10 protein-coding genes are annotated in these 16421 nt (G+C 43.4%); 8 read left to right on the top strand and 2 right to left on the bottom strand.

Annotated features, from left to right (window positions below; translation table 11 throughout):
* The first annotated feature begins 148 nt into the window (after positions 1–148).
* From pheS to PseudUWO310_RS03315, 6 genes are all read left to right on the top strand, one after another.
* Positions 149–1153, top strand: coding sequence for a phenylalanine--tRNA ligase subunit alpha (gene pheS / locus PseudUWO310_RS03290; RefSeq protein ID WP_055073992.1), 1005 nt, complete (start codon positions 149–151; stop codon positions 1151–1153).
* Between the two features lie 123 nt (positions 1154–1276).
* Positions 1277–2119 (top strand): ABC transporter permease, encoded by an 843-nt coding sequence (locus PseudUWO310_RS03295; protein WP_055073993.1) that lies wholly within the window; start codon positions 1277–1279, stop codon positions 2117–2119.
* A gap of 44 nt (positions 2120–2163) precedes the next feature.
* On the top strand, positions 2164–3456 hold the full coding sequence (locus PseudUWO310_RS03300; protein WP_142598971.1) for a polysaccharide ABC transporter ATP-binding protein: 1293 nt from the start codon (positions 2164–2166) through the stop codon (positions 3454–3456).
* A 29-nt stretch (positions 3457–3485) separates the two neighbouring features.
* Complete coding sequence (locus PseudUWO310_RS03305; RefSeq protein WP_142598973.1) at positions 3486–4511, top strand: glycosyltransferase; 1026 nt, start codon at positions 3486–3488, stop codon at positions 4509–4511.
* A gap of 11 nt (positions 4512–4522) precedes the next feature.
* The gene (locus tag PseudUWO310_RS03310) at positions 4523–5740 is read left to right on the top strand and encodes a glycosyltransferase (protein WP_142598975.1); all 1218 of its coding nucleotides are present in this window, start codon (positions 4523–4525) and stop codon (positions 5738–5740) included.
* 215 nt (positions 5741–5955) lie between these two features.
* Positions 5956–7461 carry a hypothetical protein gene (locus PseudUWO310_RS03315; RefSeq protein WP_142598977.1) on the top strand — a complete coding sequence of 502 codons (1506 nt, stop codon included), beginning with the start codon at positions 5956–5958 and terminating at the stop codon, positions 7459–7461.
* 83 nt (positions 7462–7544) lie between these two features.
* On the opposite strand, the gene PseudUWO310_RS03320 is transcribed toward PseudUWO310_RS03315, so the two are convergent.
* The gene (locus tag PseudUWO310_RS03320; protein WP_142598979.1) at positions 7545–8942 is read right to left on the bottom strand and encodes a cobyrinate a,c-diamide synthase; all 1398 of its coding nucleotides are present in this window, start codon (positions 8940–8942) and stop codon (positions 7545–7547) included.
* 25 nt (positions 8943–8967) lie between these two features.
* Here PseudUWO310_RS03320 and cobN point away from each other — a divergent pair, with 25 nt between their 5' ends.
* A complete protein-coding gene (gene cobN / locus PseudUWO310_RS03325; RefSeq protein WP_142598981.1) occupies positions 8968–12861 on the top strand; it encodes a cobaltochelatase subunit CobN in 3894 nt (1297 codons plus the stop codon).
* 20 nt (positions 12862–12881) lie between these two features.
* On the opposite strand, the gene hrcA is transcribed toward cobN, so the two are convergent.
* Complete coding sequence (gene hrcA / locus PseudUWO310_RS03330; RefSeq protein ID WP_009626463.1) at positions 12882–13946, bottom strand: heat-inducible transcriptional repressor HrcA; 1065 nt, start codon at positions 13944–13946, stop codon at positions 12882–12884.
* A 556-nt stretch (positions 13947–14502) separates the two neighbouring features.
* On the opposite strand from hrcA, the gene PseudUWO310_RS03335 reads away from it, so the two are divergent.
* Positions 14503–16383, top strand: coding sequence for a protein phosphatase 2C domain-containing protein (locus PseudUWO310_RS03335; RefSeq protein ID WP_142598983.1), 1881 nt, complete (start codon positions 14503–14505; stop codon positions 16381–16383).
* Positions 16384–16421 lie beyond the last annotated feature (38 nt).

Consider the following 16421-nt stretch of genomic DNA (forward strand, 5'->3'; position numbering starts at 1 on the left):
TTGGCGACAGCTATAAATAGAAAAAACGCCAGAACTCTTTTAATGTTTGGCGAAAGAGAACTATCAATCTCAAAATAGCCGTAGAGTTTGTATGTTTTCTGCTAAAGTGATGAGAGAAAAATCTTCATAAATATATAAGGAAACGTTGATGGCAACGGATTTAGAGGGCTTAACTGCTCAATTGCAATCTCTGGCAGAAATCGCCACAAAGTCAGTTGGGGATGTGCAAACTCCTGAAGAGTTGGAACAGTTAAGGGTGGAGTACTTAGGAAAAAAAGGCACTCTCTCTCAGATTCTCGGAGCAATGGGCAAACTATCAGCAGAAGAACGTCCTCAGGTAGGTGCGATCGCTAATCAAGTTAAACAAACATTACAAACTCAGTTAGAAGAACGTAAGGTTAGCATTCAAAAACTAGTAATAGCCAAGCAACTTGAAGCTGAAACCCTTGATGTAACTATGCCTGGAATTTTACGTTCCTATCAAGGCAGACAGCATCCCATCCAAAGTACGATTGATCGGATGTTAGATATCTTAGTTGGCTTAGGTTTTACCGTCGCTCAAGGACCTGAGATTGAAACCGATTATTATAACTTTGAGGCTTTGAATACGCCTGCCGACCATCCTGCCCGCGACATGGCGGATACTCTCTATTTAAGTGATGGCAAGCTGCTGCGATCGCAGACTTCCTCGGTACAAATCCGTTATATGGAAGAAAACGAGCCACCTCTGAGAATTGCTTGCCCTGGACGAGTTTATCGTAAGGATGATATTGACGCGACCCACTCACCAATTTTCCACCAAATTGAGCTTTTAGCAGTCGAAGAGGGATTAACCTTTGGCGATCTTAAAGGTACTGTTAAAACCTTCGTCGAGGAACTACTGGGTGAATGCCCAATCCGCTTCCGTCCCAGTTATTTCCCTTTCACCGAACCATCTGCTGAAGTTGATGTTATGTGGAATGGCCGTTGGCTAGAATTAGGAGGATGTGGTATGGTCGACCCCAATGTTTTCAAAGCTGTTGGCTACGATCCCGAAGTAGTTACGGGATTTGCTTGGGGATTTGGCGTAGATCGCGTGGCAATGGTTTTGCATAAAATTGACGATATTCGTCGTTTATTTACAAGCGACTTACGTTTCTTGCGCCAGTTCTAAACTAGTGCTAGGTAAACTAGTATTGAGTAAACTAGTGCTAGGTAAACTAGTGCTAAATTATCTAGACAACTTGCACTTCGATTTCTTCGATATTTTTACAACGTACTGAGTTAAATCAACATTATGAACGACCAAAATATCGCTGCCACCAAGGAACTCGTGATTGAAGCTGGTCGTACTGAAAAGCAGTATTGGAAAGACCTCTGGCGATATCGTGAACTGTTTTATTTTCTTGCTTGGCGTGATATTTTAGTTCGTTACAAACAAACTGCGATCGGCATTGCATGGGCTTTAATTAGACCTTTTCTAACAATGGTCGTATTTACGGTAGTGTTTGGGCAGCTTGCGAAATTACCATCTCAAGGAGTACCTTATCCGATCCTAGTATTCGCTGGAATGTTACCTTGGCAGTTTTTCTCCAATGCCCTCAGTGAATGCAGTAATAGCCTAGTTGGGAATGCCAACCTAATTTCTAAAGTTTATTTCCCCCGCCTAATCGTTCCCACCAGTGCGATCATTGTCAGCTTTGTAGACTTCATGATCTCTGGCATGATCCTACTTGGATTAATGGCATGGTATAACTTTGTTCCAGACTGGCGTATCCTAACATTGCCCTTCTTCATTCTAATTGCGACCGCAGCATCCATGGGAGCAGGACTATGGCTTGCATCTTTAACCGTTCAATATCGTGACTTTCGCTTTGTAGTTCCTTTTATCGTCCAGTTTGGTTTGTACATTTCCCCAGTGGGTTTTAGTAGTAGCATTGTGCCAGAGCAGTGGAGATTGTTATATTCGATTAATCCCATGGTTGGCGTAATAGATGGCTTTCGGTGGGCTATTTTAGGAGGAGATTCCAAGATCTACTTACCAGGTTTTAGTTTGTCAATGGCCTTCGTGTTTTTATTGCTTTGGAGTGGGATTTGGTATTTTCGTAGGATGGAACGAACCTTTGCCGATGTGATTTAAGGAGCCTGCATATTTAAATAGAAAGATTAGATGGAGTGAAATATATGTCTGAAACTGCTGTCAAAGTAGAGAATCTATCCAAGGCTTACACAATTAATCACCAAGGAGATGGATCTGCAAGCTATTCAAAATCTCTACGAGAAACAATAAGTTATGGCATAAAGTCTTTCAGTCAAAAGCTCCTAAAGTCTTCTAGTGAAAGTATAAATAATCCCAGTCGCGAGCAATTTTTGGCTCTTCAAAATGTTTCTTTTGAAATTAAGCAAGGAGATAGAATTGGTGTAATTGGTCGTAATGGCGCAGGCAAATCGACATTACTAAAAATATTAAGTAGAATTACAGAGCCAACAAGCGGTCGGATCTCTATTAGGGGTCGAGTAGCAAGTTTATTAGAAGTAGGAACTGGCTTTCATCCAGAGCTGACAGGAAGAGAAAACATTTATCTTAATGGAGCCATCCTCGGGATGGGGAAAATAGAAATTCAAAAAAAATTCCATGAAATCGTTGAGTTTGCAGGAGTTTCTAAGTTTATTGATACCCCCGTCAAAAAATATTCATCGGGTATGTATACGCGACTTGCTTTTTCAGTAGCTGCGCACCTAGAACCAGAAATTTTGATTGTAGATGAGGTGCTAGCAGTCGGGGATGTCCAATTTCAAAAAAAATGCCTTGGTAAAATGCAAAGCATATCAAAGGATGAAGGGCGCACAGTTTTGTTTGTCAGTCATAATATGGATGCGATCCAACGGCTATGTTCCAAATGTTTAATGTTAGAGAAAGGCAAATTAATTGCTAATGATATAACCAGTAATGTTATGACAATTTATTTGGCTAACAATTCACAGGAATCTTCCCCTAATGAATGGATTGATTTATCTAACGTAAATAGATCTGGAACTGGTGAAGCTCGATTTACAAAATTTCAGTACAGTAGTTTTAACGATATTACCTATTCGCATCCTTATCCCAACGGCGTTCTAGAATTCACTTTAAGTATTGAATCGGATGAAGAGAGATTAATTGGGAGTCTAGCTGTTACAATTTACAATAGTCTAGGCGTAAAGCTAGTCAATGCGGATATTGCTTCTCTCGGTCAAATAGTAACTTTAAAAGCAGGACAGAATATATTTAAGTTAAGAATCGAGGAACTGCATCTAAATCCTGGTATATATGTTGTCGGATTTTGGCTTGCTGATACTAGAAGTAATAATGTCTTGGACTTCATTGAGCCTACCTTTGATATTGAGGTTGTTGATTCCGCTAAGGAAGGATACGGCGCAAAACGAACTTTTGACGGTGCGGTAACTTGTAAATTTACGCTTCTGAACGGCGAATAAGTATTGCGAAGTTGTTTATTGAGACACCTATGAACGATCGCGTAACATGGCTAATTCCAATTCTCAATGGTATGCCATATTTACCAGAAACACTTGCCTCGATAGAAGCTCAGACTTATAAAGACTGGGAAGTTTTGGTATGGGACAATGGATCGACGGATGGAACTTTGGAAGAGTTGGATAAGTGGATTCCTAGTCGTCTACCAGGTAAAGTATTTACTGGCGAACCCTATGGAGTAGGAGGATCTTTAAAAAGATTAGTCGAGGAATGTAATACGGAATTTTGTGCTCGAATTGATGCGGATGATGTTAACTTTCCCGATCGCTTAGAGAAACAGATCGCTTTTTTAAAAGAGAATCCTGAAGTTGCCTTCGTCGGCAGCCAACAACAATATATTGACGACAAAAATAATTTTCAGGAGTATGATTATTTAATACCTGAAAGCCATGATGACATTGTCCATATCATGCTCAGCTCCAATTGTATTTGTCATCCCAGTGTTCTTTTTAGAAAATCTGCGGTACTTGAGGTTGGGAACTACCGAGATCTAAAAAATGTAGAAGATTACGATTTATGGTTGCGCTTAGCATCTCACTTCAAACTTGCAAATCTCAATCAAAAACTGATCTATTATCGAGTACATCCCCTTAGTACTACTCAAGCGGCAATAAGGGAAAATCGCATCTTCGATCTTGCTCACAAGTGCTTGGTTGAGAACGCTCCTACTCTATATGGTTGTACTACCGATGAAGCCCAATTGCTTTGTAGCCATTCCCATCCTTTAGCAATTCAAACACTCTTAAAGATTTCCAAATATCTAGAAAAAGAGCAGGGTGGCAATTTTTTAACTCGACTGGGTTCTGAATCTTTCATAAAATCTAGCAAGCGTCTTGTAAGTTCGGACGATGTAGTTACTCGTTTCGTTTTAGTATTACTTGCTTTACATAAAATAGATTCCTATTACGAGATGATCGGTATTATAAAAACAATATTAAAAAAAGGGTACAAAAAAATCAATAAATATATAAATTCTCATTCACCAAAAATTATGTGATGCTATAGAACATGAAAATAGCGATCGTTAGTAAGTCAGGTAGATATAGCGGTGGTGCAAGTAGAGTAGCTGAGGATTTGGCAGTATGGCTAAATGAAGCTGGGTATCCAACTGACCACTTTATCGCCTTTGCAGATATCAAAGCCTATCCTTTTCAAAAGAACTTATATGGCGAAGGACGATCTCAAAAGCTATGTAAGTCAGTTCATTCTGCGACAGGTCGTTTTGGGCTTAGAGAGTTTTTTCCAATCGAATATTGGCTGAACTTGGCAAATATAATCAACGATTATGATGTCATTCATTTTCACGATCTCTATAGTGCAATTTCACCTTTAACTTTAGCTTTGACCGCTAGAAAGAAACCTACTTTTTTTACTGTACATGATTGCTCGGTTTTTACTGGCGGTTGCCTTTATCCTTCTGGCTGCGAAAAATTTATTAGTCATTGTCACAACTGTCCGCAATTACCACAAAATAGATGGCAAGACAGAATACGCGATCGGACAAAAGAAGTTCAATCTATCAAGAGATGGCTTTCTAAAAACAATATGATTCGCTATATTTTTCCTAGTCAATGGATTGCCAATCAAGCAGAATTATCTTTGTCATATAAAGTACTCCCTGTAATTATCCCTAATGGCATAGACCCAGAATCTTGCCCAATTCTTAATAGAAATGAAGCTAAAAGAATTCTTTCTATTGCAGAACATAGAAAAGTAGTGACTATATCGGCAAACTATTTGGCAGCCCCACATAAAGGCGTAAAATACGCTATTGAAGCTCTACAAAGCTGTCGAGATTTGGCTCCTGTTGTGTTGGCGGTTGGACATTGTAATGATGAGATCAGATCAGCGCTGCAAGGTTTAGAGGTTTTAGAAATGGGATTCATTAGTAATCCTGAATCCATGTCCAAGATCTATGCTGCTTCTGACATTATGTTGTTTTGTTCTCTTGCTGACAATCTGCCTCTGACAGTTTTAGAAGCAATGCTTTCATTCACTGTGATTGTGGGATTTTCTACTGGTGGAGTATCTGAGATGATCCAGTCTGGTCAAAACGGCTTTTTGGTTGAACCTACTAATCAAGAAGCTTTAAACAATGCTCTCCGTCAAGCTTTACTGTCTCCTATTCTAGATCGAATCGCCCAGCAAGCTCGCCAAGATGTTGAACATAAATTTTCTAAGCAGCTTTTTTTAGAAAGACATATAGCACTCTATCAAGCCACTTAAATCTCCTATATTAAAAAAGGCAAAACCCCAAAGATGAGTGGCGACGCGAAGCGTCGCCACTCATCTTTGGGTTTAATCAAACCTTGCTATATAGGTCAGGATGGACGGCGCTTTGCGCCGCCCATCCTGAATGATGTAAATCCTTTCCTTTTTAGAACTACCTATAAAGCGTTTAGAATTGATTGAGTTGTTTTCACCTTAGAGCCTGTAAGATTATGCAATTTTCAAACTCTTTGAAAGCCGATATGAACCGTTATGAAAACCTGATAGCAGGTAATATTAGTCTACCTCTTGGATTTCGCACGCTTCTCGCTGAAACGAGTCGATTATGTCGGTTACAGGGGACTGAAACGGAAGCAAGCAAACAGACTATTTGGAATACTGGGTCTAATGTCATTTCTCCGCTAATTTTTGGTTTTGTTTATTGGGTCTTAACGGAGGCGGAGTTACAGGGGATTAAAAGACTTTATTTTATGGCGAGAGATGGTCAAATTCTATACAAGGTCGCGCAAGTAATATGTAGTCAGTGGAATTATCCAATTGATTGCCGCTATTTTTATGGGTCAAGACAAGCCTTTCACTTCCCTGCCATTGAATCATTGGGCGAACAAGAATTTAATTGGCTTTTTGATAATCCTGGCTTTCTTTCAATTCGTATTATTTGTCAGAGAGTTAATTTGCAGCCTGAGACGATTTCAGATATTTTAACTAATTATGGATTGTTATCGAATAGTTGGGATAAAGATCTAACGGATAGTGAAAAAAACACTTTGAAAAAAGTCTTTCAAGAAGAATCGGTTTCAGAACTAATTCTATCTATGGCTGCCAACTATCGGGAGAAAGCTATTGGATACTTTAAACAGGAAGGGATGGCAGATGGAGTCCCTTTTGCAACGGTTGATATTGGCTGGTCTGGAAAATCTCAGCGATCGCTAAGTAATCTATTAGCGGCTGGGAAAATCTACCCTGATACGGGATTAAAAGGATTTTTCTTTGGGTTACTTAGTAGTACTCAGGCTTTTCCTAGCGATCTATTAATGCCCTATTTTCTAAAGGTTAGCGATCGCTCCGAACGTTATTTTCTATGCGACCCCCAGATCCTAGAGCTATTTATGGCGGGGGATCACGGCAGTACGGTGAGATACGAAAGGCAGAATGAAAGTTACGTCCCCATTCTTCGTTCTGAGAAAAATGAAAGCGGGATTGCTTGGGGAGTCTTAGTTCAGCATCAGGCGGTTACTGATTTTGCAAAGATGCTCACAAAACATTTACAACCTCAAGAATGTAAGCCTGAATATTTTCAGCGAGTTACGGAAGATTTGCTTAAGAAATTTATTAACAGCCCCAGCAAGGATGAGTCAGAAGTATTTGGTAAGCAACCTTTTTCAAGGCATCAGACGGAAAGTAAATTTTACGATCTAGCTCCATCCTATGAATTGCAGGATGCATTTAAAATAATATTAGATCCTAATTACGTTCATGCTTTTGCTTGGCTACCTGCATCAATTCAAATCAGCCATCCCATGACTATAATGCAGTTAAGCTATATCAGAGGACGACGTGAAAGTTCCTCTTATGCCAACTTGGCATGGCAAGAATTTCATAAGGGTAACAAGCAAACGGCTCAAATCCTTGCGACTAAAGCTTTGCAATCCAGTCTAACTATATTGCTATCAAAGCGATTTATCTATCTTATTTTTTTGTTAACTCTTGGTCTGTAATACCAAAGCTCAAAATGGCGTAGCCATTTTGTGATTTGGTATTACTGGGTTTGGTTTTAAATGCAGACCATCTGCTAACTCAATCAATTGTTGGACTTTTGGCAATTTACGAGAAATCTCGATAATAGATGGCGCTGTGCGCCGAAATGGAGGTGATTGTAAGAGGCATGAACTTGATATTTTTGCCATCCTTCCGTCGGATATTGTAAATGGGAATCGTAACCTTGGAGAGAATATAGGGGACGATCGCTTATTTCTGTTAAAGATGAGCGATGAAATTCATGTCCCCAAACTCGATCGCCTTTTTTAACTAACGGGCTATCTAGTAAGGCGATCGCCTGTCGATAGCCCAAAGTGAGCAGCTTACCCATTTTGGCTGTCGTCGGGAAAATATTTACCATCGCAAAAGACTGTTCTTCAAAATCGACAAGGCGATCGCATAGGTACATCAAACCGCCACATTCCGCATAGGTGGGAATTCCTGCGGCGATCGCCTTGTGAACGGATTCTCTTGCGGTTTTATTTTCAGTTAACTCGGTAGCAAATACTTCTGGGAATCCGCCGCCAAAGTATAACCCTTGGATATTTTCAGGTAAGGTGCGATCGCTAATGGGACTCCAAGGAACTAATTCGGCTCCCATTTCTCGAAATAAATCGAGATTATCGGCATAGTAGAAACTAAAGGCTTTATCTTGGGCGAGCGCAATCCGAAGCCTCCCACCCCCCGGCCCAATCTCCCGCAGGAGAGGGGGCGCAACTATTACGCCTCTCTCCCCATGGGAGAGGGGGTGAGGGCTTTCCATTAATGGTAATAATTTCTCCCAATCAAAACAAGTTTCGCCTAGATGCGCCAAGCGATCGATAATGCCATCGAGATCGGACATTTCGGCGGTGGGAATGAGTCCTAAATGGCGATCGGGGATAGCAATATTATCTTGACGACGGAGAACGCCGAGAATTGGTAGATTTAATGCTTCAAGAGCTTGAGTTAGAAGTTCTAAATGGCGATCGCTACCGACGCGATTGAGAACTACACCTGCAATCTGAATACGCGGATCAAAGGTACGATATCCGTGGGCGATCGCCGCAATAGAACGAGATGTGCTGGCACAATTGAGAATTAAAACTACTGGTACGTTTAATAATCTGGCGATATGGGCAGTACTGGCAGTGTCATCCTTTCCCGTCGCCCCATCGAATAGTCCCATTACTCCCTCAATCAGAGAATAATCGGCAGGTCGAGAATGCTTAGCAAAGCAGGAGCGTACGTAGTCTTCAGATGTTAAAACGGGATCGAGATTGCGGCAGGGTAGTCCCGTGATATAGGAATGGAACATCGGGTCGATGTAATCGGGACCAACCTTAAAGGATTGCACTGAGGTTTGATTAGATAGCGATCGCGCTTTCATTGCCGCTAATAGCGCCAAAGTTACTGTGGTTTTCCCCACACCACTGCGTTCACCTGCGATAATAATTGCCATTGCCTAATTTTCCTAGCTGAACCTAATGCACCGTATTGCTACTATATCAGGGGGCTGGAACCAGTCCACCGACAGCGTTGTTTTTGTCGATCAGCAACCCGCACCAATGGTCATCATCACGGCTGCCGATACGGATATCCAAACCCTTGCGGCGGCTACTGCCCAGTTACCTGAGGATTTTCCGCAGATTCGGGTAGTAAATATATTGCAGTTGCAGCAACAAATAGCGATCGATACCTATGCCGAAGAGGTTTTAGCAAGCGCCAAGGTAATTATTCTCAGATTAATTGGGGGACAGTCCTACTGGAGCTATGGATTAGAAGTTGTTAAGGAAACTGTGTCAAGAACTGGTGCAGTCCTGATCGTATTGCCAGGGGATGAGCGTCCCGATCCGAATCTAACTAGCCATTCCACGACGACGCTTACAATCGTGAATCAGGCTTGGCAATATTTCATTGAAGCAGGAATATCTAATTATCAGAATTTATTGAAGTTTATTGCGAAAGAATTTTTAGATATTGCATCAGAATACGAACTTCCGCAATCAGTGCCTAGAATAGGGATTTATTATTCCATAACTCTGCCTAATGTTCAGAATATAGATCCCCCCCAGCCCCCCTTGAGAAAGGGGGGAGAATTTTCTTCTTCCCCCTTGTTAAGGGGGATTGAGGGGGATCTGGGATTGGTGGCGATTCTTTTTTATCGCGCTCATTATTTGTCGGGAAATACGACAGCGATCGCTGCTTTATGTGAAGCCTTACGCGATCGCAATTTAGAACCTTTACCCATCTATGTTTCATCACTCAAAGAACCCGATGTCCAAGCCGAGTTAATTCGCTATTGCCTGCCTGAATCCGATCCTGAATCTGGTCGGAAAGTAGATTTGATTTTAAATACGACCAGCTTCTCTTTAGCCAGTTTAAAAACGGATACGCCGCAAGTGGATCTTTGGGAAGCATTGAATGTGCCTGTGTTTCAGGTGATTTTTAGTGGTGGGCTGAAGAAAACTTGGGCAAATGGTACGCAGGGACTAAATCCTCGCGATATGGCGATGAATGTGGTGTTGCCAGAAGTCGATGGCAGAATTATCACGAGGGCAGTCTCTTTTAAAGCGATGCAGGGACAGAATCTCTCCTTGCAAACGGAAGTATTGACCTATGAACCTGTGCGATCGCGGATTAATTTTGTGGCGGATCTGGCGGCTAAATGGGTCGATTTAAAGCATACGGAGGTGAGCGATCGCAAAATTGCGCTGATTCTTGCCAATTATCCTAATCGTGATGGCAGATTAGCCAATGGAGTCGGTTTAGATACGCCAGCCAGTTGTTTGGAGATTCTTAAAGCTTTGCGAAGTTCGGGCTATAGCGTTGGTGAAATTCCTGAAACTAGCGATGAATTGATGAAGTTGTTAACGACAGGCGTGACTAACGATCGCGAATCCTTTGGATTGCGGCAGGTTAATCAATCTTTAGCCTTAGAAGATTATCAAAGCTATTTCCAGAATTTGCCTGAACCTGTCCAAAATGGAATTCAGTCAAGATGGAATGAGCCGAAGTGTGAGAAAGAATTTGCGATCGCAGGAATGCAATTTGGCAATATTTTTGTCGGGATTCAACCATCACGGGGCTACGATCTCGATCCTACGCTCAATTACCATGCGCCAGATTTAGAGCCAACCCACGACTATATGGCTTTCTATCATTGGGTGCGCGATAAGTTTTACGCCCATGCGATCGCCCATATTGGCAAGCATGGTAACCTCGAATGGCTGCCCGGAAAAAGTATAGCGCTTTCAGAAAATTGCTATCCTGAAGCCGCTTTTGGCGCGATGCCCCATTTCTATCCCTTTATTGTCAATGATCCAGGGGAAGGCTCTCAGGCAAAAAGGCGATCGCAAGCGGTAATTCTCGATCATCTCACGCCGCCGATGACTCGTGCTGAGCTATACGGCGGCTTGCAACAATTAGAAGGCTTGATCGATGAATATTATGAAGCAGAAACCCTCGATCCCTCTCGATTGGGCATGATTCGCGATCGCTTGATAGACACGATCAAACAGGAAAATCTCCACCAAGATTTGGGGATTTCTCTAGATCGCTTAGAGGATTCGCTGAATACAATTCTCACCACTGCCGATGGCTATCTCTGCGAAATCAAAGAAGCGCAAATCCGCGATGGGTTGCATATTTTCGGGCAATGTCCAGAGGGGAGACAGTTAAGGGATTTGGTCGTAGCGATCGCTCGCAATCCTACGGCTAATCGTTTGGGGCTAACTAGAGCGATCGCGCAGGATTGGGGTTTAGACTTCGATCCTCTGACTGCGAATTTAGGCGAGTTACTTCCCTCAAGTTCTCATCCACGCTTAGCAAATTGTCGGATTATTGGCGATGCGGTGGAAGTTATCGAGGAATATGCGGCGGAGTTGATGGATGCCCTCATCTCTTCTCGATCCCCCTCAATCCCCCTTAAAAAGGGGGAAGAAGAAAGAGAAAATTCTCCCCCCTTTTTAAGGGGGGCTGGGGGGGATCTAAACCTTGAAACGAAGACAGAACTAACATGGATTTGCGATCGCCTCCTCCCCTCTCTCTACAAAACCACGCAAGAAATTACGAATCTCCTGCGTGGACTCAATGGCGAATATATTCCCAGTGGTGCATCAGGTGCGCCGACAAGGGGTAGACCCGAAGTGCTGCCCACTGGACGCAATTTCTATTCTGTAGATATTAGGGCAGTACCGACGGAAACCGCTTGGGATATCGGGCGCAAGGCTGCGGATGTGCTGATCGAAACCTACACGCAAGAACATGGCGAATATCCACAAACCCTAGGGCTATCGATTTGGGGAACTTCGACCATGCGAACGGGAGGCGATGACTTAGCCGAAGCTCTTGCTCTGCTGGGTGTGCAACCCGTTTGGGATGGCGTATCGCGTCGCGTGATTGATTTTGAGATCCTGCCTTTATCGATTCTGGGTCGTCCCCGTGTCGATGTCACCTTGAGGATTTCGGGATTCTTTCGAGATGCGTTTCCCAACTTGATCGATTTATTTGATAGTGCGGTGAATGCGGTGGCAAATCTTGACGAACCCGCCGATCAGAATCCCTTAGCGGCAAAAGTTCAAGAAGAATCGACCCATTGGCAAGCATCAGGATTGACTTTAGCACAGGCGCAAGAGCGATCGCGTTATCGCGTATTTGGCTCAAAACCAAGCGCCTATGGTGCGGGTTTACAGGGCTTGATCGAGTCGCAAAACTGGGAGAGCGAGCAGGATCTAGCCCGTGCCTATATCAATTGGAGCGCCTATGCCTATACCAGCAAATCTGAAGGTAAATCGGCTCCTGAAGCCTTTAATCAACGCCTTGGCAATATGCAAATTGTGCTGCAAAATCAGGATAATCGCGAACATGACATTCTCGATTCCGATGATTACTATCAGTTTCAGGGTGGCATGACCGCCGCCATCAAATCCATATCTGGTAACGCTCCAGAGGTGTATTTTGGCGATAATTCACGGATGACCCAGCCCAAGGTTCGCCAACTTCGTGAAGAGATTGCGCGAGTTTATCGATCGCGGGTCGTTAATCCCAAATGGATATCGGGAGCAATGCGTCACGGCTATAAGGGAGCTTTTGAGATGTCGGCAACCCTTGATTATCTATTTGCCTATGATGCTACGACTAATTGTGTTTCTGATTTTATGTATGAGGGTATTGCGGAGGCATATATCTTTAATCCTGAAGTCCAGAATTTCATTAAATCTAGCAATCCTTGGGCTTTGCGAGACATGTCGGAACGCTTATTAGAAGCGCATCAGCGTGGGATGTGGCAGGAAGTGAATGCGGATACATTAGATCGCCTAAAGGCGATCGCGAATGATGCCGAAGGGGCGATCGAATCACAAACAGGGCTTGCTGACTGAATACTTGCTGACTGAATAATTTACCATTTACTAATTGCGTCAGTGAGATGCAGCGCCGCCGCCTGTACGGAAGCGATCGCCCTTGTATAACCCAATCGCGTTGGGCCCAATACACCCACCGTTCCCACAGGCTTATCATCACAGAGATAGGTACTAGAAATAAAAGTACAGTTCTGAATTGGCTCAATGGAGATTTCGGAACCGATTCTAATGCTCACAGAATTAGCAGAAGGACTCGGTTGATCGACAATCAGCGCCATCAACGAAGCGCGATCGGCTTCAAGTAACTGCACGATATTTTGCACCTGTCGCAAATTAGAAAACTCGGGCTGACGCAATAACTCGGTTAAGCCACTAATAAACATTTGCCCCAATGCTGTGCGATCGCATAATTTCATCAACTGCTGTAAAGACTGTTGCAACAACACGGCATATTGCTGAAACTGGCGATCGAGATCGTCCCATTGCAAAGCGCTATTCAACTCCGACCAATTTTTATCGCGCAGATGTTCGTTTAAAAAATTATTGAGAATATTTAACTCGCCTTCCAAAATTTCAGGCTTAGTCTCACTAGGCAAATCCATCGTTACCGAAGCGGTGTGATAGGTGTCGCTTACGGCGATCGCCATCACCTTACACCGATCCACCATCACCAACTGCAAATGCCTGATACGCATTGTTTGCATATTCGGCGCAGTAATCACCGCAATACAACCGCTTAAGGTCGCCAAAATCTGCGCGACATCGCGCATCACCCCATCGAGACTAGACTTGCCGAGGCGATCGCTTTTACTAGCAAGAAATTGGTGAGTACTGTAGGTAAGCTCACTAGCGGGATCGATCAATTCATCAACATAAACCCGATAGCCTGAATCCGAAGGGACACGCCCCGCCGATGTGTGGGGCTGAAATAACAAACCACTGCGATCGAGCATATTCATGACATTACGAATTGTCGCAGGGCTAATATCAAAGTCGTACTCTGACACCAAAGCCTTAGAACCAACTGGTTCCGCTGTGTGAATGTAGTGATCGATAGTTGCCCAAAGAACTTTTTGTTCGCGATGGGTAAGGTGATGCTTCATGGGTTAGGGCAGTGCAATGAAAAAATAAAGTGAAAAATTAAATGAAAAAATAAGTGAAAATAAAATATTAAAACGGAAAAAATAAAGTATTAAATTTTTATTGCTAAATTTAGCTTCTATAAATCAAAAGCTTACCTAATACAATACCCAGATTGTGAATAGATCTGGTAGCAACTCGTACATCTAAACAAATTCTGTCAGGCTAAAAAGCGTTTTTAAACCAATAAGCCCCAAGTTAGCTGCCACCTACAGCAATTATCGATCAAATATCGATCAAACGAACCATAAGGGAATTTTTGAAAGCGTTGCTTCGCAACGCTTTCAAAAATTCCCTTGGTTTGGGTTTGAGCGCAAAGCGCTGTAAGTTAGCTACAATAACCAAATGTAATTTGAATGCCCAGATTTGAATGCCCAGATCGGATCTCTTAATTTATCGATAGAATATCGCTCGAAGCAGTCTATTCTGACCTTAAATTTGATAATGTAAACACTTCTAAGACATCTGCAACTTTTCCCGTCCTCATCCCATAATTTTGGTAAGCGATTAACAACCTTCATGGAAAAACAAGAGCAAGCTACGGCAGTTGAGCAGCAATATCTTTGGGCAGTCGGTCTGGATACCGATACCTTTCCGCCCGACTCGCTGGTTGCCGATCGCTACCATGTCCTCTCTTCACAAATTGTTGTGGATACGGATGCTTACTCCCTGCCAGAGTTACCCCTTGAATTTCAAACCTATGTGGTTTCTTACCTCAAGCTATCGAGATTGAGTCTGCACCTGCCCCGACCTTACGGACTATTGTTGCTGGGCGAAGAACTCAATCTTTCCGAAGTATTCTTGTTAGAAAATGTCCCCATCGATCGCCAAGGCAAGCTATGTCCTACCCTAGCTGAAGCATGGGCTGAAGCCTCCGCACTAAGACAGATTAATTTGCTCTGGCAAGTCCTCAACCTCTGGCAGCCTTTAGCTGAGCAGAATATGACGCGGACTTTAATCGATCCCCGATTGGTAAGGGTCGATGGGATGTGGGTGCGTCTGCTGGAATTGCAAGCTGATGTTGCTGCCGTACATATTTCCCAATTAGGCGACATCTGGGTACAGTGGCTCGATCTGGCTAAACCAGAGATTGCCGAACCGATCGCTGAATTTTTCTATAGTTTGGGACGCGGCGAATACGACATTAACGGTGCGATCGCCCATCTGGATCGGATGACCCTCAATGTAATGGAGAATCAGCCCCTCAACGTTAGGATTGCCACTGCTACTGATGTGGGGATTCAACGAGCCGATAAGGGCAATGAAGATGCCTGTTATCCAGATGCCAAGCGCCAAAAGCGTACCGAACAACCTGAAGCCCTCCGCGATCGCTTAGCGATCGTTTGCGATGGTCTGGGTGGGCATGATGGGGGCGAAGTGGCTAGCTCTCTGGCAATCAAGACCCTAGAGCAACAACTAAAAACCCTATTGCAACAGGCGGAAACCGATCCCGATTTTTCGGCCCAAGGTTTTATTGCCCAGCTAGAAATGGTTGCCCGTGTCGTTAACAATCAGATCGTAGCAATTAACGACCAGCAACAGCGTCAAGCCCAAAAAAGGATGGGAACGACGCTGGTTATGGCAGTGATGCCCCGTCCTAATGGCAAGATGAGTAATGAGGTATATGTCATGCATATTGGCGATAGTCGCCTCTACTGCATCACCAAGGATAGCCTGCGTCAAGTTACCCTTGACGATGATGTGGCAACCCGTGAAACTACCCTAGGCTACAATTTTTATGCCTATTCATCCCAAAGGATCGATGGTGGTGCCTTAATTCAGGCTTTGGGCACTAGAGGCTCAGATATGCTCGTGCCCCGCGTCCAAAGGTTTTTTATCGATGAAGACTGTTTATTGCTGCTCTGTTCCGATGGGTTAAGTGATTTCGATCGGGTCGAGCAGATTCGCGATCGCTATCTCTTCCCGATCCTCAGTGAAAATCAGTCCCTTGATCGCGGTTGCCAGAATTTGATCGATCAAGCTAACCAACTCAATGGGCATGATAATATTACGGTCGCTCTGATGCGCTGTCGATTTGCCCCTGAGGATGTAGAGCAAGATCTTGTTAATGAAAATCAGATCACCACAGAAGTTATCAATCCCTCCCCAGAAGCTGATACAGAGGATATTCAAACTGAATCTGAGGAGGCGGCAGGCGCATTAGTCTTGACATCATCATCGAAATCGGAATCTGAGGAAGATCCAGATTTCGATCTCGACGAGTTTGAGTCGGCAAAGACGGAATTAGCCGTTCCCAAACAGACCAATAGCGCATTTATTATCATTTTGATTTTAGTGGCGTTAATTCTCGGTAGCGGCTTGGCGGCAATGCAGTTCCCCCAAGTGAAAAACTGGGTACGCCAACACCTACCCACCAGTCTCCAGAAATTTGTGCCTTAAGCTTTATGCCTTAAAATTTGTGCCCTAAACTTTATGCT

Source organism: Pseudanabaena sp. UWO310 (assembly GCF_006861605.1).
In the GTDB taxonomy this organism is placed as follows: Bacteria; Cyanobacteriota; Cyanobacteriia; order Pseudanabaenales; family Pseudanabaenaceae; genus Pseudanabaena.